Annotated in this window: 16 protein-coding genes and 2 tRNA genes; 14 read left to right on the forward strand and 4 right to left on the reverse strand. The window is 69.4% G+C overall.

Annotation, left to right across the window (positions count from 1 at the left end):
* Positions 1-110: 110 nt before the first annotated feature.
* From HCC78_RS22785 to upp, 3 genes are read left to right on the forward strand one after another with little or no spacing between them, the layout of a single operon-like run.
* Positions 111-1,358, forward strand: coding sequence for a GTP cyclohydrolase II (locus HCC78_RS22785; protein WP_172331090.1), 1,248 nt, complete (start codon positions 111-113; stop codon positions 1,356-1,358).
* On the forward strand, positions 1,345-2,577 hold the full coding sequence (locus HCC78_RS22790) for a DUF1688 family protein (RefSeq protein ID WP_216671264.1): 1,233 nt from the start codon (positions 1,345-1,347) through the stop codon (positions 2,575-2,577). The genes HCC78_RS22785 and HCC78_RS22790 overlap by 14 nt, the downstream gene beginning before the upstream one ends.
* A gap of 32 nt (positions 2,578-2,609) precedes the next feature.
* Positions 2,610-3,242, forward strand: coding sequence for a uracil phosphoribosyltransferase (upp, locus tag HCC78_RS22795; protein WP_172331091.1), 633 nt, complete (start codon positions 2,610-2,612; stop codon positions 3,240-3,242).
* Positions 3,243-3,299: 57 nt separating this feature from the next.
* Here upp and HCC78_RS22800 read toward each other — a convergent pair whose 3' ends face one another.
* Positions 3,300-3,584 carry a hypothetical protein gene (locus tag HCC78_RS22800; protein WP_172331092.1) on the reverse strand — a complete coding sequence of 95 codons (285 nt, stop codon included), beginning with the start codon at positions 3,582-3,584 and terminating at the stop codon, positions 3,300-3,302.
* A 107-nt stretch (positions 3,585-3,691) separates the two neighbouring features.
* Between HCC78_RS22800 and recF the strand changes: the two genes are divergently transcribed.
* The 4 genes from recF to gyrB all read left to right on the forward strand — a co-directional run bounded on the left by recF (position 3,692) and on the right by gyrB (position 8,349).
* Entirely contained in the window at positions 3,692-4,798 is a 1,107-nt protein-coding gene (recF, locus tag HCC78_RS22805; RefSeq protein WP_172331093.1) for a DNA replication/repair protein RecF, read from the forward strand.
* Entirely contained in the window at positions 4,795-5,220 is a 426-nt protein-coding gene (locus HCC78_RS22810; protein WP_172331094.1) for a VOC family protein, read from the forward strand. The genes recF and HCC78_RS22810 overlap by 4 nt, the downstream gene beginning before the upstream one ends.
* Positions 5,217-5,837, forward strand: coding sequence for a LysE family translocator (locus HCC78_RS22815; protein ID WP_172331095.1), 621 nt, complete (start codon positions 5,217-5,219; stop codon positions 5,835-5,837). Before HCC78_RS22810 ends, HCC78_RS22815 begins: the two co-directional genes overlap by 4 nt.
* A gap of 94 nt (positions 5,838-5,931) precedes the next feature.
* Positions 5,932-8,349 (forward strand): DNA topoisomerase (ATP-hydrolyzing) subunit B, encoded by a 2,418-nt coding sequence (gene gyrB, locus HCC78_RS22820; protein WP_172331096.1) that lies wholly within the window; start codon positions 5,932-5,934, stop codon positions 8,347-8,349.
* A 696-nt stretch (positions 8,350-9,045) separates the two neighbouring features.
* On the opposite strand, the gene HCC78_RS22825 is transcribed toward gyrB, so the two are convergent.
* Positions 9,046-11,130 carry a PAS domain-containing methyl-accepting chemotaxis protein gene (locus HCC78_RS22825; RefSeq protein WP_172331097.1) on the reverse strand — a complete coding sequence of 695 codons (2,085 nt, stop codon included), beginning with the start codon at positions 11,128-11,130 and terminating at the stop codon, positions 9,046-9,048.
* A gap of 150 nt (positions 11,131-11,280) precedes the next feature.
* Here HCC78_RS22825 and HCC78_RS22830 point away from each other — a divergent pair, with 150 nt between their 5' ends.
* The 3 genes from HCC78_RS22830 to HCC78_RS22840 all read left to right on the forward strand — a co-directional run bounded on the left by HCC78_RS22830 (position 11,281) and on the right by HCC78_RS22840 (position 12,733).
* Positions 11,281-12,441 (forward strand): MFS transporter, encoded by a 1,161-nt coding sequence (locus HCC78_RS22830; protein ID WP_172331098.1) that lies wholly within the window; start codon positions 11,281-11,283, stop codon positions 12,439-12,441.
* Positions 12,442-12,563: 122 nt separating this feature from the next.
* Positions 12,564-12,638, forward strand: a tRNA-Gly gene (locus tag HCC78_RS22835).
* Positions 12,639-12,658: 20 nt separating this feature from the next.
* Positions 12,659-12,733, forward strand: a tRNA-Gly gene (locus HCC78_RS22840).
* Positions 12,734-12,791: 58 nt separating this feature from the next.
* On the opposite strand, the gene HCC78_RS22845 is transcribed toward HCC78_RS22840, so the two are convergent.
* The gene (locus HCC78_RS22845) at positions 12,792-13,385 is read right to left on the reverse strand and encodes a TetR/AcrR family transcriptional regulator (RefSeq protein ID WP_172331099.1); all 594 of its coding nucleotides are present in this window, start codon (positions 13,383-13,385) and stop codon (positions 12,792-12,794) included.
* A gap of 141 nt (positions 13,386-13,526) precedes the next feature.
* On the opposite strand from HCC78_RS22845, the gene HCC78_RS22850 reads away from it, so the two are divergent.
* The 4 genes from HCC78_RS22850 (at position 13,527) to trpA (ending at position 19,675) form a co-directional block, all read left to right on the forward strand.
* A complete protein-coding gene (locus HCC78_RS22850) occupies positions 13,527-14,669 on the forward strand; it encodes an efflux RND transporter periplasmic adaptor subunit (protein WP_172331100.1) in 1,143 nt (380 codons plus the stop codon).
* A 3-nt stretch (positions 14,670-14,672) separates the two neighbouring features.
* A complete protein-coding gene (locus tag HCC78_RS22855; protein WP_172331101.1) occupies positions 14,673-17,786 on the forward strand; it encodes an efflux RND transporter permease subunit in 3,114 nt (1,037 codons plus the stop codon).
* A gap of 54 nt (positions 17,787-17,840) precedes the next feature.
* Positions 17,841-18,809: a siroheme synthase gene (locus tag HCC78_RS22860; RefSeq protein WP_172331102.1), complete on the forward strand. Its 969-nt coding sequence runs from the start codon at positions 17,841-17,843 to the stop codon at positions 18,807-18,809.
* Between the two features lie 74 nt (positions 18,810-18,883).
* A complete protein-coding gene (gene trpA, locus HCC78_RS22865; protein WP_172331103.1) occupies positions 18,884-19,675 on the forward strand; it encodes a tryptophan synthase subunit alpha in 792 nt (263 codons plus the stop codon).
* Between the two features lie 57 nt (positions 19,676-19,732).
* Here the strand turns inward: trpA and HCC78_RS22870 are convergent, their stop codons facing one another.
* Complete coding sequence (locus HCC78_RS22870; RefSeq protein ID WP_371743913.1) at positions 19,733-20,680, reverse strand: zinc ABC transporter substrate-binding protein; 948 nt, start codon at positions 20,678-20,680, stop codon at positions 19,733-19,735.
* Between the last annotated feature and the right edge of the window lie 96 nt (positions 20,681-20,776).

Below are 20,776 nucleotides of genomic sequence, written 5' to 3' on the forward strand. Positions count from 1 at the left end.
ATTTCCGGCCGCAGGCGCAGCTTGGCACAGGCTGCGCACATGCGCCGTCCTTGACCGGGGGCCGGTGCAGGGTCTTACATCGGGGTCTGAATTTCGTATTGGAGTGCCCAATGTCCGATCCCAGGCATATCACGCTGACGTCCCACCCGCCGACGGGGACGCGCAAGCCGCCGGAAATCCATTGGGGCGCCCCGGGCGCGCAGGCGCGCGGCCCGGTGATCGGCGGCATGTCCGGCGGACAGCGCAACGTGATCGGCACCCATTCCGGCGCCTACGGCGTCTACCGCGCGCTGGCCATCGCCACCGGCCAGCTGAAATCGGTGCACCGCCCCGACCTCACCCATACCCGGCCCTCGGTCGATATAGGCCCCTTCCCGCAATGGGAGGGCGAGGACCGGATCGTCTCGATGGACCCCTACGGCCATATCGTGGCGGATGCCTTCGGCGCCGAGATCGCGGCCGGCCGGCCGATCCAGCCGACCATCGCCATCACCAAGGCGCGGATTATGCTGCCCGAGTTCAAGGAGGCGATCGCCTCCGGACGGCTGGTGCCCGACGGTGAGATACTGACCAGGACCGGCGAAGCCAGCGTCACCAAGATCGCCATCGAGCCGGTCTGGTACCTGCCCGGCCTCGCGCGCCGCCTGAAGGTGACCGAAGTCAGCCTGCGCCGCGCGCTCTTCGAATACACGGGGGGCATGTTCCCCGAACTGGTGACGCGCTCGGACCTGAAGGTCTTCCTGCCGCCGATCGGCTCGATCACGCTCTACATCTTCGGCGAGCCTTCGGCGATGTGGGACCCGAAGAAGCGGCTGGCCTGCCGGGTGCATGACGAGTGCAACGGCTCGGACGTGTTCGGATCGGACATCTGCACCTGCCGCCCCTACCTGACCCACGGCATCGAGGAATGCGTGAAGGAGGCCCAGGAGGGCGGCGCCGGGCTGATCGTCTACAACCGCAAGGAAGGCCGCGCGCTCGGCGAGGTGACCAAGTTCCTCGTCTACAACGCCCGCAAGCGCAACCCCGACGGCGACACCGCCGCCGCCTATTTCGAGAAGACCGAATGCGTCGCGGGCGTGCAGGACATGCGGTTCCAGAGCCTGATGCCCGACGTGTTCCACTGGCTCGGCATCAGCCATATCGACCGTTTCGTGTCGATGTCGGACATGAAGTACGACGCGCTGGCCGAGGCCGGCATCACCGTGGGCGAGCGCATCCCGATCCCCGACGAGCTGATCCCGGGTGACGCACAGGTGGAGATGGACGCCAAGAAGGCCGCCGGTTACTACACGGACGACACGGTTTCCAAACCGTCGGATCTGACATTGACCAAGGGGCGCGGGCTTGACGACTACTGACCTTGCCGAAGCGGATGCTGCGAAGGCAGCGGACTGGCTGATGGGTGCGGAGGCGATCCGCGTGCAATGCGGGGCGCTCTACGAGCTGGGGCTGGCCGGCAAGCTGAAGCACTTCACGCTGCATCCGGACAAGCTGGAGAAGGCCGCCGACGAAGTGGTGGCGACGATCCGCGAGACCTATCCCGATCTCGCGGTGCCGCCGCATTCGCGCTGGCGGCATTTCGTGCTCGACCGGCGCGACCGCTGGGAAGAGCATGCCGCCAAGCTCGGCGTCTCCGCGCAGGAGCGGGCCCGGCTGGAATGCGAGCTGGCGATCGTTTCGGTGCTGCTCGATGCCGGGGCGGGTCCGCTCTGGACCTACAAGGACCCCGACAGCGGCGCGGAATTCGCCCGCTCCGAAGGGCTGGCGCTGGCCTCGCTCGACATGTTCATGGCGGGCGCCTTCAGCGGCGGCAAGGGGCCGGGCACCGATGCCGCGGCGCTGGCCGCCTTCTCGGCGGAGGCGCTGGCCGGGGGCTTCCAGGTGACCGAGGACAACCCGCTGGAAGGCCTCGAGGGCCGCGCCTCGCTGATCGCCGCGCTCGGCAAGGCAGTGGCGGCGCAGCCCGCCGTCTTCGGCGACGCACCGCGGCTGGGCCACATTGCCGACCACCTGGCGGGGCTCGCGGGCGAGGACGGGCTTGAGGCGGAGACCATCCTCGGGGTGATCCTGGAGACGCTCTCGCCGATCTGGGGGGAGGACCGGCCGAAGCTCGACGGCATCTCGCTGGGCGATTGCTGGGCGCATCCGCAGGCCCCCGCCCCGGGGCTGGTGCCGTTCCACAAGCTCAGCCAGTGGCTGAGCTATTCGCTGATCGAGCCGATGCAGCGCGCAGGCGTTCCGGTCACCGGGCTCGACCGGCTGACCGGCCTGGCGGAGTACCGCAACGGCGGGCTGTTCCTCGATGCCGGCGTGATCGCGCTGCGCCATCCCAAGGAGGCCGCCGTGCCGCATGCGCCCGAGAGCCCGCTGATCGTCGAATGGCGCGCGCTGACCGTCGTGCTGCTCGACAAGGTGGCCGATCTGGTGCGCAAGCGGCTGAAGCTCTCGGCGGAGGAGCTGCCGCTGGCCGCCGTCCTGGAGGGCGGCACCTGGGCCACCGGCCGCCGCCTGGCCCGCCAGAAGCGCCCGGGCGGCACGCCGCCCATCGCCATCCTGTCCACCGGCACCGTATTCTGAGATCGTTGAAGACCCCCCGAAAGGCCATCCGCATGACCGATCATGTCACCGTCGTCGACCACCCGCTGGTGCAGCACAAGCTGACCCAGATGCGGATGAAGGAGACCCCGACCGCCGATTTCCGCCGCAACCTGCGCGAGATCGCCCATCTGCTGGCCTACGAGGTCATGCGCGACCTGCCGCTGGAAAAGACCGCCATCGAGACCCCGATGGAGCCGATGATGGCGCCGCAGATCGAGGGCAAGAAGCTGGTGCTGGTCTCGATCCTGCGCGCGGGCAACGGCCTGCTCGAAGGCGTGCTCGATCTGGTGCCGCAGGCCCGCGTCGGCCATATCGGCCTCTACCGCGATCCCGAGACGCTGGTGGCGGTCGAGTACTACCTGAAAGTGCCCTCCGACATCGAGGACCGGCCGGTCATTGTCGTCGACCCGATGCTGGCCACCGCGAACTCGGCCTCCGCGGCCCTGACGCGGCTGAAGGAAGTCGGCGCGAAGAACATGAAGTTCCTCTGCCTTCTGGCCGCGCCGGAAGGGATCGAGACCCTGACCCGCGATCATCCGGACGTGCCGATCTACACCGCCGCAATCGACGAGCGGCTGGACGACCACGGCTATATCCGTCCCGGCCTGGGCGATGCCGGCGACCGGATGTTCGGCACGAAATAAGGGGCGGATGCCCCCTCACCCCGGCCCTCTCCCCGCGGGGGAGAGGGAGGGCGCGGGTCACAGGCGGCGGAGCTTCAGCCGGCCGAGACCGGCGAATTCCATGCTCAGGCCGGGACCGCCCGGGCCGAAGCGCAGCGTTCGGCCGATCTTGGCCGCCATGCGGGTGGTCTCTTCGTCGCGGCGCATGGTGACGCCCTCGTCCATGTTGTCGAGGATGTCCTCGACCCGCTGGTCGCGCGGCACCGGATCGGCCCGGCGCGCCGCGGCGGCGGCCAGCCCGGCGATCAGCGCATAGCGGAAGATCGTCCAGAAGATCGGGGAAAGCGGCAGGGCCAAGGGCATGTGTCGGTCTCCAATGTTTCCCTTGAGATAGGCATGCCGCGCCGCCATTTCCATATCCGCCCGCGTCAGGGTTTCCCTTGGGCGGAGAAACGCGCTAGGCCCCGCCCATGCCCCTTCGCGTGACCTCGCTGACCCTCTCGCATTTCCGTTCCCACCGCCGCGCGCGCCTGGCGCATGACGGGCGGCCGGTCGCGCTGTTCGGGCCGAACGGGGCGGGCAAGACCAACCTGATCGAGGCGGTCTCGCTGCTCTCGCCCGGCCGCGGGCTGCGCCGCGCCACAGCGGAGGAGCTGATCCGGCGGCCCGAAGCCCTGGGCTGGAAGATCCGCGCCGAGGTCGAAAGCCCGTCGGGGACGCACGAGATCGAGACCTGGGCGGAACCCGGGCAGAGCCGGCAGGTCCGGATCGACGGCAAGGCGGCGACGCAGACCGCCCTGGGACGGATCGTGCGGCTGGTCTGGCTGATCCCGGCGATGGACCGGCTCTGGATCGAGGCGGCGGAGGGGCGGCGGCGCTTCCTCGACCGGATGGTGCTGAGCTTCGAGCCCGGCCATGCCGAGGCGGTGCTGGCCTACGAGAAGGCGATGCGCGACCGCAACCGGCTGCTGAAGGACGAGATCCGCGACCCGCACTGGCACGAGGCGCTGGAGGCGCAGATGGCCGAGGCCGGCGCCGCGATCATCGCCGCGCGCGCCGCGGTCGTGGCGCGGCTGGAGGCGGCCCAGGCGGAAGGCGACGCCACCTTCCCCAAGGCCGCGCTGGCCATCGCCGATCCGGAGGACGCGCCCTGCCCGGCCGCTGCCGCCGAGCTGCGCCTTGCCCTGCGCGACAGCCGCCCGCGCGACCTGCGCGCCGGGCGGACGCTGGTCGGGCCGCACCGCGCCGACCTGCAGGCGGTCTATGCCGCCAAGGGGGTTGCCGCCGCGCAGAGCTCGACCGGCGAGCAGAAGGCGCTGCTGCTGTCGCTGATCCTCGCCAATGCCCGCGCGCTGGCGGCGGAAACCGGGGCGCCGCCGCTCTTGATGCTCGACGAGGTCTCGGCGCATCTGGACAAGGGCCGCCGCGCGGCGCTTTATGCGGAACTGCAGCTGCTCGGCGCGCAGGCCTGGATGACCGGCACCGGAGCGGAGCTGTTCGACCCGGGCGAGATCGACGCCCAGCGGTTCGAGGTGAAGGAAGTGGACGGAACCAGCTTGGTGGAGGCCTTGCCATGACCCCGCAACGCGTGACGCTGATCACTCTCGGGGTCGATGACCTCGGCCGCGCCAAGGCCTTCTACGCCGCGCTTGGCTGGGTGCCCGCGCAGGAGCAGGAAGGCGTCGCCTTCTACCAGATGAACGGCGCGGCCCTGGGGTTGTTCGGCCGGTCGGACCTGGCCGCGGACCAGGGGCGCCCCGGAGCGGAGCTGGGCACCGGCGCGATGACGCTGGCACAGAACTTCGCCACCGAAGCCGAGGTGGATGCCGCCTATGCGCTGGCGCTGGAGGCGGGCGCGACGGCGCTGAAAGCCCCCGAGAAGGTATTCTGGGGCGGCTATTCGGGCTATTACGCCGATCCCGACGGGCATGTCTGGGAACTGGCGATGAACCCGTTCTGGCCGCTGGGCGACGACGGATCGCTGACCCTGCCCGCATGACCGTCTCCATCGCCGATCTGGCGCTCTATGCCGGGGCGCTTTTCATCCTGTTCATGACGCCCGGCCCGGTCTGGGTGGCGCTCTTGGCGCGCGCCCTGTCGGGCGGCTTCGCCTCGGCCTGGCCCCTGGCCCTGGGCGTCGTCATGGGCGACGTGCTCTGGCCGCTGCTGGCGATCCTCGGCGTCTCCTGGATCGTCTCCGCCTATGGCGACTTCATGTCGGTGCTGCGCTGGGTGGCGGCGGTGATCTTCTGGATCATGGGGGTCGGCCTGATCCGCCATGCCGGGCGCCGCATCGGACAGGACAGCCGCCTGACCCGGCCCGGCATGTGGGCGGGCTTCGCCGCGGGCGTGGCGGTGATCCTCGGCAACCCGAAGGCGATCCTGTTCTACATGGGCGTGCTGCCTGGCTTCTTCGACCTGACCGCCGTGACGCCGTGGGACATCGCGGCGATCACCGCGCTTTCGGCGGCGGTGCCGCTGGTCGGCAACCTGATCCTCGCCGCCTTCGTCCACCGCATGCGCGCGCTCCTGAGTTCGGGCACCGCCCTGACCCGGATGAACCGCATCGCCGGCGGGCTGCTGATCCTCGTCGGCTGCGTGATTCCCTTCACCTGAAAGGCCACAGGCCCACAGGAAAAAATGCCCCGGATGCGTGACATTTGCGCGCCCGCTTCGTATAAGATGGCAGGATTGAGAAGGACCCGCGTGAATGGCTGAAGACGTGCAGACCCCCTCCGAATACGGTGCGGAATCGATCAAGGTTCTCAAGGGGTTGGAAGCCGTGCGGAAACGGCCCGGGATGTATATCGGTGATACCGATGACGGCTCGGGCCTGCATCACATGGTCTATGAGGTGGTCGATAACGGCATCGACGAGGCACTGGCCGGCCATGCCGACCGCGTGACGGTGACGATCCATGCCGACAACAGCGTGTCGGTGCGCGACAACGGCCGCGGCATCCCGGTGGACATCCACCAGGAAGAGGGCGTTTCCGCCGCCGAGGTGATCATGACCCAGCTCCATGCGGGCGGGAAATTCGACCAGAACAGCTACAAGGTTTCGGGCGGCCTGCACGGCGTCGGCGTCTCGGTGGTCAACGCGCTCAGCGACTGGCTGGAGCTGCGGATCTGGCGCGACGGCAAGGAGCACTACGCCAAGTTCGCGATCGGCGAGACGGTCGAACACCTGCGCGTGGTGGGCGACGCCCCCGGCGAGAAGGGGACCGAGGTCCGCTTCCTGGCCTCGACCTCGACCTTCTCCAACCTGGACTACAGCTTCAAGACGCTGGAGAACCGCCTGCGCGAGCTGGCCTTCCTGAATTCCGGCGTCCGCATCGTGCTGCGCGACGAACGCCCGGCCGAGCCGCTGGAAAGCGAGCTGCATTACGAAGGCGGCGTTCAGGAATTCGTCCGCTATCTCGACCGCTCGAAATCGCCGCTGATCGCCGAACCGATCTTCATCACCGGCGAGCGCGACGGCATCACCGTCGAGGTGGCGATGTGGTGGAATGACGGCTATCACGAGGCCGTCCTGCCCTTCACCAACAACATCCCGCAGCGCGACGGCGGCACCCACATGGCGGGCTTCCGCGGCGCGCTGACCCGGACGCTGAACCTCTACGCGAACAGCTCGGGCCTGGCGAAGAAGGAGAAGGTCACCTTCTCCGGCGACGATGCGCGCGAGGGCCTGACCTGCGTTCTGTCGGTGAAGGTGCCGGACCCGAAATTCTCCAGCCAGACCAAGGACAAGCTGGTCAGCTCCGAAGTCCGCCCCGCGGTCGAGGGGCTGATGAACGAGCGCCTGACCCAATGGTTCGACGAGCACCCGGCAGAGGCGCGCACCATCGTCGGCAAGATCGTCGAGGCGGCGCTGGCGCGCGAGGCGGCCCGCCGGGCGCGCGAGCTGACCCGCAAGAAGTCGGCGCTGGACGTGGCCTCGCTGCCCGGCAAGCTCGCCGACTGCCAGGCGCGCGACCCGCATGCGCGCGAAATTTTCCTGGTCGAGGGCGACTCCGCCGGCGGCTCGGCCAAGCAGGGCCGCGCCCGGGCCAACCAGGCAGTTCTGCCCCTGCGCGGCAAGATCCTGAACGTGGAGCGCGCGCGCTTCGACCGGATGCTGGGCAGCCAGGAAATCGGCACGCTGATCACCGCGCTCGGCACCGGCATCGGCCGCGACGAGTTCGACATCGACAAGCTGCGCTACCACAAGATCATCATCATGACGGACGCGGATGTCGACGGCGCGCATATCCGCACGCTGCTCCTGACCTTCTTTTTCCGGCAGATGCCCGAGATCATCGACGGCGGCTATCTCTACATCGCCCAGCCGCCGCTCTACAAAGTGGCCCGCGGCAAGTCCGAGGTCTACCTGAAGGACCAGGCCGCGCTCGACGACTACCTGATCGAGCAGGGCATCGACGGCGCCGCGCTGCGCCTCGGCTCCGGCGAGGAAATCACCGGTGCGGATCTGGCCCGCGTGGTCGAGGAGGCCCGCCAGGTGCGCCGCATCCTGCAGGCCTTCCCGACGCATTACCCGGCCCATATCCTCGAGCAGGCGGCCATCGCCGGCGCCTTCCTGCCAGGCATGGCCGATGGCGACCTGCAGGCGCTGGCCGACTCGGTCGCGGCCCGGCTCGACCTGATCGCGCTGGAATACGAGAAGGGCTGGCAGGGCCGTCCGACCCAGGATCACGGCATCCGCCTGGCGCGGCTGCTGCGCGGGGTCGAGGAGGTCCGGACCCTCGACGGTCCGGTGCTGCGCTCGGGCGAAGCCCGGCGGCTCGGCAGCTTCACCGGAGCGCTGCAGGAGAACTACGCGACGGCCGCGACGCTGCTGCGCCGCGACAAGGGCATCCCGATCCACGGGCCGCTTGACTTGCTGAATGCCATCCTCGCCGAAGGCGAGCGCGGCCTGACGCTGCAGCGCTACAAGGGCCTGGGCGAAATGAACCCCGACCAGCTCTGGGAAACCACGCTCGATCCCGAGGCGCGGACGCTGCTGCAGGTGCGTGTCGAAGACCTGGCCGAGGCGGACGATCTCTTCACCAAGCTGATGGGCGACGTGGTCGAGCCGCGCCGGGAATTCATCCAGTCGAACGCGCTGAGCGTCGAGAACCTCGACTTCTGATACGCCGATGCCCGGGCCGGAGTCCTCTCTCCGGGTCCGGGCATCAGCGCGGGCCATCCCGCTTCGCTTTTCGGCCCAAGCGGCCTGAGGCGGTACCTTTGGGGCATTCTCTTCGCCCTCCGTGGGAGGTTCGCTCCCACCCCGGAGCAATCTCTGCGACGGCAGCCCCACACAGGCGAACTTGTACTGACGTTCCGAAAGACGGCTGCGCAGACCATGTGTCGGCTGCCAACTTCGGGACCGGCCAGCAGGCAAGGCGGCGACGAGTTCGCTGTCGAGCCAAGGTCGCCGGAGCACGTTTGGCAAACGGGCCGTGGCATGCCCCGAGACTTTCCGGGCAAACTATTGCCATGAGCGTGTTTCCGGCCTGCACGGTGGTTTTCAAACATTTGAGACGGCGGCCTCCATACATGCAGGCAGGTCGCACCTGCGTCCCGGCCCCGATGTTCCGGGTAGAGTCTCCGGCACCAGGAGGTTATGCCGAAGCAGGGACTGGCGCTGTCCAAAAGGGGTGCTGCCCACCGCCGTGGTTGCCAACCCGGCAATCCGCCGGATGGCGATATCAGCTCGGCAGACCGCCACCTACTTTCCATGCAGCGCGCGGCGCATCCGCATCCAAGCTTCGCCGATGTCGCTCCCGTCGCTCCGGTTCGGAAGCCCCTTCCCTCGCAAGCGCCGGACCGCGCGCCCTGCCGTTCAGCCCGCCATTCTCCGGGACGGAGCCGCGCCGAAGCCGCTTTCGGCGGAGGAGGACGTCTTGAAGTAGTGCGCTTCCTGCTGCATCGTCTCCACCTTGGTGCCGAGGCTGTGAACCGCAGCATTGGTTTCCTCGGCCATCGCCGCATTCTGCTGGGTGACGCGATCCAGATCCGCGATGGCGCGGTTCATCTCGTTCAGCCCGCCGGCCTGCTCCTCCGCCGCGGAGGCGATCGCCAGGCTGAGGTCCAGGATTTCGCTCACCCTGCCGTCGATCTCGCGCAGGGCCGTTCCGGCCTGGCCGACCAGCTCCACGCCCTGCCGGACCTGCAGGCCGGATTCCGAGATCAGCTGCGCGATTTCCTGCGCGGCGTCCGAGGAGCGCTGTGCCAGCGCCCGCACTTCGGAGGCCACGACCGCGAAGCCGCGGCCTGCCTCGCCGGCCCGCGCGGCCTCGATCCCGGCATTCAGCGCCAGCAGGTTGGTCTGGAAGGAAATGTCATCGATCACATTGGTGATCTTGGAGATCTTCTCCGACGAATTCGCGATCCTTTCCATCGCCTCCATCGCGTCCTGGACAACAGCCGCCGATCGCTGCGTGTCGTCCTTGGCCAGCCGCGCCCGGTCGCGGGCTTCCTGGCTCTGCTGCGAGGTGCCGTGGACCGAGTTGTTGAGCTCTTCCAGCGCCGCCGCGCTTTGCTCCAGCGTTGCCGCCTGGCGCTCGGTCCGGCGCGAGAGATCGTCGCTGGCGCCGCGGATCGCGGCCGTATCCGCCACAAGTTCCAGCGACTGGCCCAGGACATCGGCGATGACCAGATCGATCTTGCCGATCGCCCCGTTGAATTTTTCGCGGATCTCGTCGAGGTTTCCCAGGTTCCGCTCGATCCGCGTCTGAAGGTCGCCTTCGGCGAGCCGCGCCAGCGCGTCGCCGGTCTCGCGCAGCGTGACCTGGAAGTTGGTCGTGTCGACCGCGTATTTGACGACCTTGACGATGTTCCCCTCGGCGTCGGGAATCGGGTTGTAGCTGGCCTCGATGAAGACCTCGCGCCCGCCCTCGCCGATGCGACGGTACCGCCCGCTCATGCCCTCGCCGCTGCGCAGCTTGTCCCAGAACTCCTTGTATTCGGAACTGTTTGCATAGGTCGGCTCGACGAACATCGAGTGGTGCTTGCCGCGGATCTGGTCCAGCCCGTAGCCCATCACGTTGCAGAACTTATCGTTGGCCGCGAGGATGCGGCCCTGGCTGTCGAATTCGATCACCGCCTGGACCCGCTGGATCGCGTCCAGCTGGGCAGAGACCTCCGCCTCGCGGTTCTTGGCCCGGGTGATGTCGAACGCGTATTTGACCACCTTGAACGGGCGGCCCTCGGGATCGACCAGCGTCTCGTAGGTCGCCTCGAGCCAGAGCGTGTGGCCGGCCTTGTCGACCCGGCGGACTTGGCCGCTTTCCGAGGCGCCGGCCCCCAGCCGCTTCCAGAAGGCCTTGTATTCCGGCTTCTCCGCTTCGCCCGGCGGCATGAAGATGCGGTGATGCTTGCCGCGGATTTCCTCCAGGCCGTAGCCGGTGGCATCGAGGAAATGCCGGTTGGCATTGGCGATGGTGCCGTCGAGCTCGAACTCGATCACCGCCATGGTGCGGGAAATCGCGTCCACCTTGCTGCGGTTGTCGCGGCGGCGCAGGTGGAATTCGGTGATGTCCTGGGCGATGAAGACGATCTCGTCGACGTTTCCTTCGGCGTCGAGCAGGGGCGCATAGGTCTTTTTCAGCCATATCTCGTCGCCGGATTTCGCCCGCAGCGGACCGATGAAGGTCAGCGCCTTGCCGCGGCGCAGATCGTCCCATTGCGCCTGGGTCTTCGGGCTCTCGCGGTCCTTGCCGCGCATCAGGAAGCCGAAATTCTGTCCCAGCGCCTCCTCCGCGGAATATCCGGTGACATCCCTGAAATTCGCGTTGATGAAATGGATCACCCCATCCGGATCCATGCGCGCGATCATGAACATGTCGCACATCGCGTCCACGACCCGTTTCGCCTTGGCCTCCGTCTCCGGAGCTGCACGCCTTTTCCCGAATAGTCCGAACATCATCCGCAAACCTGGCCAGAACATTCCCGGTCCCTTCATCACACGCAGAGTCATAACATTCGGTTCCCAGGAGCCGCCCCCTGCGAAGCCGCGTGACCGGCGCCTCCGGCTGGTGCAGAAGGGAGGCGGAATCGGGATTGAGGGAGACACGGGATGGCTGAGATCCGCACGCCCTGGCGGGGCGTGACCGCTGCTTTCGCGCTGAACGGGCTGCTGCTGGGCAGCTGGGCGGCAAGGGTGCCTGCCATCCGCGACCGTCACGGTCTGGGCGAGGCCGAGCTGGGGCTGGCGCTGCTCTGCCTCGGGCTGGGCGCGCTGGCCTCCTTTGCCGCCGCGGGACGGCTGTCGGACCGGGTGGGCGCCGTCCGGGTCACCCGCGGCCTGGCGCTGGCCTATCTGGCCGCGCTGCCGCTGCTGGCCCTGGCCCCCGGACCCGTCACGCTCGGCCTGGCCCTGTTCTTCTTCGGGATGGCCCACGGGGCGATGGACGTGTCGATGAACAGCTGGGCGGCGGAGGTCGAGCGCGGGCTCGGCCGCCCGGTGATGTCGGGCTTCCACGCGATGTGGAGCTTCGGCGCGGGTGCGGGCGCCGCGGCGGGATTCGCGGCGACGGCGCTCGGCCTGCCGGTTGCGGCGCATTTCGCCCTGGCCTCGCTGGCCGGGCTCCTGCTGCTCGGCCCGTTCCTGACCGTGCCCTGGACCTCGGAGATCCGCCGGGGCGGCGGCACCGCCCCGGTCTTCGCCCTGCCTCGCGGCGCACTGCTGCCGGTCGGGCTGATCGCGCTCGCCTCGGGCCTGGGCGAAGGCGCCATGGCCGACTGGAGCGCGGTCTTCCTGCGGGAATCGGCGGGCGCGGGCGACTCGCTGGCCACGCTCGGCTATGCCGCCTTTTCGGGCGCGATGGTGGCGATGCGGCTCTGCACCGACCGGCTGGTGGCGCGGCTGGGCGCGGCCGCGGTGGCACGGGCGGGCGGGCTCGCGGCGGCCTGCGGCATCGTCCTGGCGACGGGACCGGCGGCCTGGCCCGCGGCGCTGGCCGGATTCGCGCTGCTTGGGCTGGGATTCGCCCCGCTCTATCCGCTGGCCTTCAGCCGCGCTGCCGCCGATCCCGATGTCCCGCCCGGCCAGGCCATCGCCGCGGTGGCGACCCTGGGCTACGGCTCCATCCTGATTGGCCCGCCGCTGATCGGATTCGCCGCCGAACTGCTGTCGCTGCGCACTGCCTTCCTCCTCATTGCCGCCGCCGCGCTGATGGCCGCCGCGCTGGCGCCGGTCCTCTCCCGCCCTGCCGCCGTGCCCGCGGAGGCTGCATGACGGGCACCCGAGGAGCGTCCGCAGCAACCTTCCCCCACGTTCTCCGCGGGAAGGAAAAAAAACGGAATTTTCCGCTTGCAGCCGTCAGCGCCACTGGATAGAAGCCCCTCACTTCTTAGGACGCGGGTGTAGCTCAGGGGTAGAGCACAACCTTGCCAAGGTTGGGGTCGAGGGTTCGAATCCCTTCGCCCGCTCCAAAGAAGCGATGTCGCCGGATGCGGGTGTAGCTCAGGGGTAGAGCACAACCTTGCCAAGGTTGGGGTCGAGGGTTCGAATCCCTTCGCCCGCTCCAGCGACAATCCTCTCCCAGGAAAATCTCCCGAAGACCGCGGCGCAGCACCGCAGATCCTTCAGGGCGCGCCGGGCAGAAGCCGTTCCACCGCGTTGCGCAGGATCGGTTCCAGCGCCACCGGCATGCAATCCTCCCCGAACTTTCCGTCGAGCTTCAGGAAGGCGATTCCGTGGACCATCGTCCAGAGCGGGAGCCCTGCCGCGAAGACCTCTTCATCCACCTCGGCACGGCCCATCCGGGCCGCCACATGGCATAGGAGATGCATGTGGCAGGCCTCGCCCGCATCGCAGGTCCCGTCGGATTTCTGCTGCAATTCCGCGAACATCAGCCGGAACACCGCCGGGTCCCCGACCGCGAAGTCGATATAGGCCAGGCCGATCCGCAGAATCGCCTCGACGGAGCCCAGCTCCAGCCCCCCGGTCACCAGGCGGAACCGCTCCGCCAGCCGCTCCAGCCCGTCGCGGGCGACCGCATCGAGCATCTCCTCGCGGTCCCTGAAATGCCGGTAGGGCGCTGCCGTGGACACGCCCGCCTGGCGCGCCGCCTGCGCGACCGAAAACTGCGCCGCGCCCTTCTCCGACACCAGCGCGCGCGACGCCTCGACCAGCACCCGCTTCAGGTCGCCGTGGTGATAGGGTTTGCGCTCCGCCATGCCGCTCCGACTCTTTTTTGCCGCAGAACAAAGTAAACTGTTCCGTTCAGATTGATGTTAGGGTATCTAACATCATGTAAGTGGCTCTAACATGGAATCGCGGACCGGTAAAGCGGGACGCGGCAGCCGGAGACCGTGACGATGCAGCCGACCCCCGACCGCCCTTCGCTCTTGCGCCGCCTCGGCATCCTCGCAGGCACCTGCGCCGTTGCCGCGCTGTCGGTCGGCGCCGTGATCGCCGCCTCCAACGTGATCGCCGCCGGAACGGTGCGCATCGAGGCCGGCGCGGAGGAGCCGCCGCTGGCGGTCGGGACCGTCCGCGTGCAGATGCAGGACAGGTACCGGGTGCCGCAGGATTTCATCGGCCGGATCGAGCCGAGCCAGGACAGCCGGCTGGGCTTCGAGATCGGCGGCACGGTGACCCGGATCGCAGTCGACGAGGGCGACGAGGTGGCCGAGGGGCAGGTCCTGGCCACGCTCGACACCCGCATGGTCATCGCCCAGATTGCCGAGGCCCGCGCCGCGCGCGACGCGCTTTCGGCGCAGCTGGAACTCGCCCGGCTCACGTGGGAGCGGCAGAAAGCGCTGGCCGACCGCAGCTTCGCCAGCCAGCAGAATGCCGACGAGGCACGGCTGGCCGTGACGGAGCTGGAAGCGCGGATCGCCCAGACCGAAGCGAGCCTCTCCCAGATCGAGGTGCAGCGCGACAAGAGCACCCTGCGCGCGCCCTTCGCCGGGCGGGTCGCGGCGCGCCATGTCGATCTGGGGGCCCAGGTCTCGGCCACCGCGCCGGTGGTCGACCTGCAGGAAACCGGCCGGCCGCAGGTGCGCATCGGGCTGCTGCCCGAAATCGCCGCCGGCCTGAAACCGGGCGACAGCTTCGCCGTGGCCGCCGCCGGGCAGGAGATGACCGCGCGCTTTGCCAGCCGGCAGGCGGAAATCGACCCGGCCACCCGCACCCTGCCGGTGCTCTTCGACCTCGAAGGCGCCGAAAGCCTGCCATATGGCGCGGTGCTGCGGCTGGTGCTGGAGCGCACCATTGCCGAACGCGGCGCCTGGCTGCCGCTGTCCGCGCTGTCAGAAGGGCCGCGCGGGCTCTGGACGGTGCTGGTGGTGGACCGCTCGGACAGCCCGGCGCGGGTCGCGCGCGAGGCCGTGGAGGTGATCCATGCCGACGGCGCCCGCGCCTATGTCCGCGGCGCGCTGCAGGACGGGATGGAGGTGATCTCCGGCGGCACCCACAGGATCGCGCCCGGCCAGGCCGTGGCCCCGGCCGAGAGCTGAGCCATGGAGACGGCAACCTTCCGCAACCCCCGCCTCGTCGCGCTGATCCTGCTGGTCGTCATCTCCGCCGGGCTTTCGGCGTTGCTGTCGCTCGGGCGGCAGGAGGACCCGACCATCACCAATATCAATGCCGTGGTCACGACGCTCTATCCTGGCGCCGATCCGGCACGGGTGGAGGCGCTGGTCACCCAGAAGCTGGAGGACGAACTGCGCGAGATCGCCGAGATCGACACGCTGACCTCGACCTCCTCTACCGGCGTCTCGGTCATCCAGATCGAGCTGGCCGAGACCGTGGACCCGGCCATCATCGAGTCGGTCTGGACGGATGTGCGCGACGCGATGGACGACGCGTCCCGCAGCTTCCCGGACGGCGCGGGCGAGCCCGTCTTCGACGACACCTACGGCGCCTTCGCCGCCATCGCCGCGCTGGTTCCCGCCCGCGGCGGCGTCACCCCGGCGATCCAGGGCCGCTATGCCGAGGAGCTGGCCGACCTGATGCGCGCCGTGCCCGGCACCAAGAATGTCGAGGTCTTCGGCGAACCCGAGGAAGAGGTGCTGGTCCAGCTCGATCCCGAGGAAACTGCCGCGCTCGGCCTGACGGCGGCGGATGTTTCCGCCGCGATCCGCGCCGCAGATGCCAAGGTCCGCTCGGGGCGGCTGCAGTCCGACGGGTCCGACCTGCTGCTGGAGGTCGGAGGCGAGATCCGCGCGCTCGACCGGCTGCGCCAGGTGGTGGTGGCCGAGGACGGCGCGGGCCATGTCACCCGGCTGGGCGAGATCGCCGCCGTCACCCGCGGGCCGAAGACCCCGGGGACGGATTACGCGCTGTCCGACGGCAAGCCCGCCATCCTGGTCGCCGCGCGGCTGGAGGACGGACTGCAGGTCGATGTCTGGATGCACCGGCTGAAGGAAGACCTCGCCGCCTTCGATGCCGCCCTGCCGCAGTCGCTGCGGGCCGAGCTGATCTTCGACCAGTCGCGCTATACCGCCGAACGGCTGGCCGAGGTGGCGAAGAACATGGGGATGGGGGTCGCGCTGGTGGTGCTGGTGCTGCTGGTCACGCTTGGTTTCCGCGCCGCGCTGATCGTCGGACTGGTCCTGCCGGTCGTCAGCCTCGCCACGCTGGCCTCGATGAACATGATCGGCCTGCCGCTGCACCAGATGTCGGTCACCGGGCTGATCGTGGCGCTGGGGCTTCTGGTCGACGCCGCCATTGTCATGACCGACGAGGTGCGCCAGAGGCTCGCCCATGGCATGGGCCGCGAGCGCGCCGTCGGCGACGCGGTCCGCCGCCTCGCCATGCCGCTGCTGGCCTCGACCGTCACCACGGCGCTCAGCTTCGCGCCGATGATCCTGCTGCCCGGGCCTGCGGGCGATTTCGTCGGCGCCATCGCCATCTCCGTCGTCTTCATGCTGGGCTGGTCGCTGGTCATCGCCCTGACCGTCACCCCCGCCATCGCAGGCTGGGTCCTGCCCGAGGGCGAGAGCGGCCACGGCATTTCCGGCGGCTGGCTGGGACGGCGCTTCCACGGCACGATCCTGTGGAGCGTGAAGAACCCGGTGCGCTCGGTGATGCTGGCGCTGATCCTGCCGGTCACCGGCTTCGTCTCGCTCGGCGGGCTGACGGCGCAGTTCTTCCCCGGCACCGACCGCGACCAGTTCCATGTCGAGGTGGAGCTGCCCAAGGGCACCGCCATCCCGCGCACCCGCGCCACGGTGGACCGCATGGATGCGATGCTGCGCGCCGAGACCGGCATAACCCATGTCGCCTGGACCATCGGCGAGAGCGCCCCGGCCTTCTACTACAACGTCATCGGCTTCCGCGAGAACGCCCCCGGCTTCGCCCAGGCATTGGTGACGACCGAGTCCCCCGCCGCCACCGCGCGCCTGCTGGTGCCGCTGCAGGACAAGCTGAACCGTGCCTTCCCCGAGGCCCGCATCCTGGTCCGCGGCCTCGTCCAGGGCCCGCCCGTCGCCGCGCCGGTGGAGCTGCGGCTGACCGGCCCCGACATCGCCACGCTGCGCGAGCTGGGCGAAGAGGTCCGCGCGACGCTGCTCGGGCTCGACGCGGTGACCATCGTGCGCAGCTCGCTGGAAGGCGGCGCGCCGAAGGCCGCCATCGACATCGACGAGGCGGCGGCCAACCTGGCCGGGCTGACGCTCGGCGATGTCGCGGCGCAGCTGCAGGCCGGGCTGGAAGGCGTCACCGGCGGCTCGCTGATCGAAGGGTCGGAGGAACTGCCCGTGCGCGTGCGATTGGGCGACGGCATCCGCGGCGATCTCGACCGCATCGCCAACCTGCCCATCCTGCCGCCTGCCGCGCGCGAGACCGCCGCCGGGGGCGCCTTTCCCGGCCTGCCGCTCTCCGCCGTGGCCGAGATCCGCCTGGAGCCCGCCAAGCCCGAGATCACCCGCCGCAACGGCGAGCGCTCGAACACGATCCAGGCCTTCGTGCAGCCGCAGGCCCTGCCCGAGGAGGTACTGGCCGAGGCGCTGTCGCGGCTCGATCTCGCCCTGCCCCCCGGCTACCGGCTGGAGGTCGGCGGCGACTCGGATGCCCGCAACGACGTTGTGACGAACCTGATGGCGCCGCTCGGGCTGATCGTGACGCTGTCGATCGCCACCGTGGTGCTGACCTTCTCCTCCTTCCGCCTGACCGCGGTGACCTTCGTCGTCGCGATCCTCTCGGCCGGGCTCAGCTTCCTGTCGCTGGCAGTGTTCAACTACCCGTTCGGGATCACCGCGATCATCGGCGTGATCGGCTCGATCGGCGTCTCGATCAATGCCGCACTGATCATCATGTCGGGGCTGCAGGCCCATCCGGTCGCCCGCACCGGAGATCCGGAGGCGATGGCAGAGGTCGTCATGGACAGCTCGCGCCACATCATCTCGACCACAGTCACCACCTTCGGCGGCTTCCTGCCGCTGATCCTCGGCGGCGGAGGGTTCTGGCCGCCCTTCGCCATGTCGATTGCCGGAGGCGTGCTGCTGTCGACCGTGGTCAGCTTCTACTTCACCCCGCAGATGTTCGCGCTGGTCTATCCGCCGCGCGGACGGCGCGAGAGCCGCAGGGAGCTGCGCGGAATGCCGGGCGGGCTGAAGCTCGCCGCCGAATGAGTTCCGCTTTTCCCGCGCCCGCGCTATGTCGAAGGCAAACGCGCGGGAGACCACATGCAGACCTTTCCGATGTTCCTCCAGGTCGGGGGACGCACCGTCCTGATCCTCGGCGGCGGCGAACAGGCCGCCCAGAAATGCCGGCTGCTGCTGAAGACGGCCGCGAGGATCACCGTGCAGGCGCCGGAGATCGAGGAGGAGCTGCAGGGGCTCGTGGCCGAAGGGCGCATCGCCCATGATCCCTCGCCGCCCACGGCAGAGGCCTGCGGCCGCGCGGCGATCACCTTCATCGGCACCGGCTGCCCGGGCTGCGACGCGGCGCTGCACGGGCTGGCCAAGGCCGGCGGCGCGCTGGTGAACGTGGTCGACCAGCCGTCGCTCTGCGATGCCTACACGCCTTCGATCGTCGACCGCGATCCGCTGGTCGTGGCCATCGGCTCGGAAGGGGCGGCCCCCGTGCTGGCGCGGCAGATCAAGACCCGCGTCGAAGAGATGCTGGAGCCCCGCCTCGGCGATCTGGTGGCGCTGTCCGGACGGCTGCGCGCCTCGGTCGCCCAGCATGTCCCGAAGGAGAAGCGGCGCGAGTTCTGGCGCTGGGTCTTCACCGGCGCGCCGCGGCAGCGCCATGCCGCCGGGGCCGAGCGCGAGGCCGTCCGGCTGATCAAGGACGCCATCGCCGCGGGCGGGCCTCCGAAACGCCGCGAGGCGGGACTGCTGAGCCTGATCCCGACCACCTCCGACCGCAACCACCTGACGCTTCAGGCGGTCCAGCGGCTGCAGGAGGCCGACCTGATCCTCTATGCCGAAGCCATCGGCACCGCGCCGCTGGAGCTTGCCCGCCGCGACGCCGACCGCATGGCGCTGGACGGGCCGCTCGCCCCTGCCGATCCCGGCGCCCTGGTCGCCGAAGCGCTGAAAGACGGCGCGCGGGTGGCGGTGCTGGTCACGGGCAGCAGCGACACCGCCGCGCTCGAAGCTGCAGCAGGGGGCGCATCGGTGGAACGCCTGGCCGGAGTCGCATCCTGACCCTGCGGCCCGCAGCCCCTTGCCACTTCCGCAGCGATGCGCCAAACCGCAGCCAGGCACGACGGGAGACCAGCATGACACGGATCGACGACACCTTTGCGCGGCTCAAGACCGAAGGAAAGAAAGCCTTCGTCGGCTATGTCATGGCGGGCGATCCCGATTTCGACAGCTCGCTGGAGCTGGTCAGGGGCCTGCCCTCCGCGGGCGTCGACATCATCGAGCTGGGCCTGCCCTTCACCGACCCGATGGCCGACGGCCCGACGATCCAGCTGGCGGGCCAGCGCGCGCTCGACGGCGGCATGACGCTCTTGAAGACGCTGGAGCTGGCGCGCCGCTTCCGCGAGACCGACCAGACCACGCCGATCGTGCTGATGGGCTACTACAACCCGATCTATTCGCGCGGCGTCGACCGCTTCCTCGATGACGCGAAGGACGCGGGCATTGACGGTCTGATCGTCGTCGACCTGCCGCCCGAGGAAGACGTGGAACTCTGCATTCCCGCGCAGGCGGCCGGGCTGAACTTCATCCGGCTGGCCACGCCGACCACCGATGACAAGCGCCTGCCGAAGGTGCTGCAGAACACCTCGGGCTTCGTCTACTACGTCTCGGTCACCGGCATCACCGGCGCGGCCGCCGCGGTGGCGGGCGATGTCGGCCCCGAGGTCGCGCGGATCAAGGCCAAGACCGACCTGCCGGTAATCGTCGGCTTCGGCATCCGCAGCCCCGAGACCGCGCGCGAGATCGCCTCGGTCGCGGACGGCGCGGTCGTCGGCTCGGCCATCGTCAAGCAATGCGAGGAAAAGCGCCCCGTCGCGGAGATCCTGGCCTTCGTCAAATCGCTCTCCGACGGCGCGCACAGCGCCTGAGCAAGCGGACGCCGCCGCCCCCGGAGGGACGGCGGCTGGCTGGACCGGCACGGACGCTCAGCCGAGGCAGCCCACCATGTTGGCGGCGAGCTCCTCCAGCAGTTCCGGGTAGAAGTCCGGGCCCGGCGCCAGATCCGAGCCCAGCGGGTCGAGCCTGCCGGTCTTCACCTCGGTCCCCTCGGTCACCGTCGCGATCAGCCGCGGATTGAACTGCGGCTCGGCGAAGACGCAGACCGCCCCGGTCTCCGCGATCAGGTCGCGCACTTCGGCCAGGCGCGCAGGTCCCGGATCTGCCGCATCCCCCAGCGACAGCGCGCCTGCCGCCTCGATCCCCATGGCCGCCTCGAAATAGTGGTAGGCGTCGTGGAACACGACGTAGGGACGGTCGGCAACCGTCGACAGCACGCCCCCGGCCGCAGCCGCGGCGGCCGCGATTTCCAGCTTCCCGGCCGCGGCATTCGCCTCGTAGGCACCGGCATTCTCCGGATCGAGCCGGCCGAGCTCCGCCGAGATCGCGTCGAGCCAGAGCATCGCATTCTCCGGGTCCAGCCATGCATGAGGGTCGAAACCGTGATGGCCATGGGCCTCTTGCCCGTGCGCATCCTCGTGGCCGTGCTCTTCGCCGTGCTCCTCCCCGCCGCCGTCGTGGTGATGCGGCTCGAAGCGGACCCCTTCGCGGAAGTCCAGCAGATGCGTGCCCGGCACGGCCAGCAGCTCCAGCACGCCGGCACCGCGCGCAAGGCTGCCGATCGGACGCTCCAGCCACGGGGTCAGCGCCTCGCCGGTCCAGACTACCAGATCGGCCTGCTCCAGCGACGCCGCCTCGGAGGGGCGCAGCGCGTAGCCATGCGGCGAGGCGCCGGGCGGGACCACCAGCGCAGGCGCGCCAAGCCCCTGCATCACCCGCGCCACCAGGCCGTGGACCGGCGGGATGTCCGTTGCCACCGAAGGCACCCCGGCCGCGGCCATGCCCGCCCCGCCGAGAAGCAGGCCGGCCGCGATCATCGTCATTCTCATCCGCATGATGTTACCTTATAACAGTTCAGGTCCCCTTGCTAAGGCGTATCGTATAACATATCAACCCCGAAACGCGCGGAGGTG

Origin of the sequence: Mangrovicoccus sp. HB161399 (assembly GCF_013184745.1) — a bacterium.
Taxonomy (GTDB): Bacteria; Pseudomonadota; Alphaproteobacteria; order Rhodobacterales; family Rhodobacteraceae; genus Mangrovicoccus.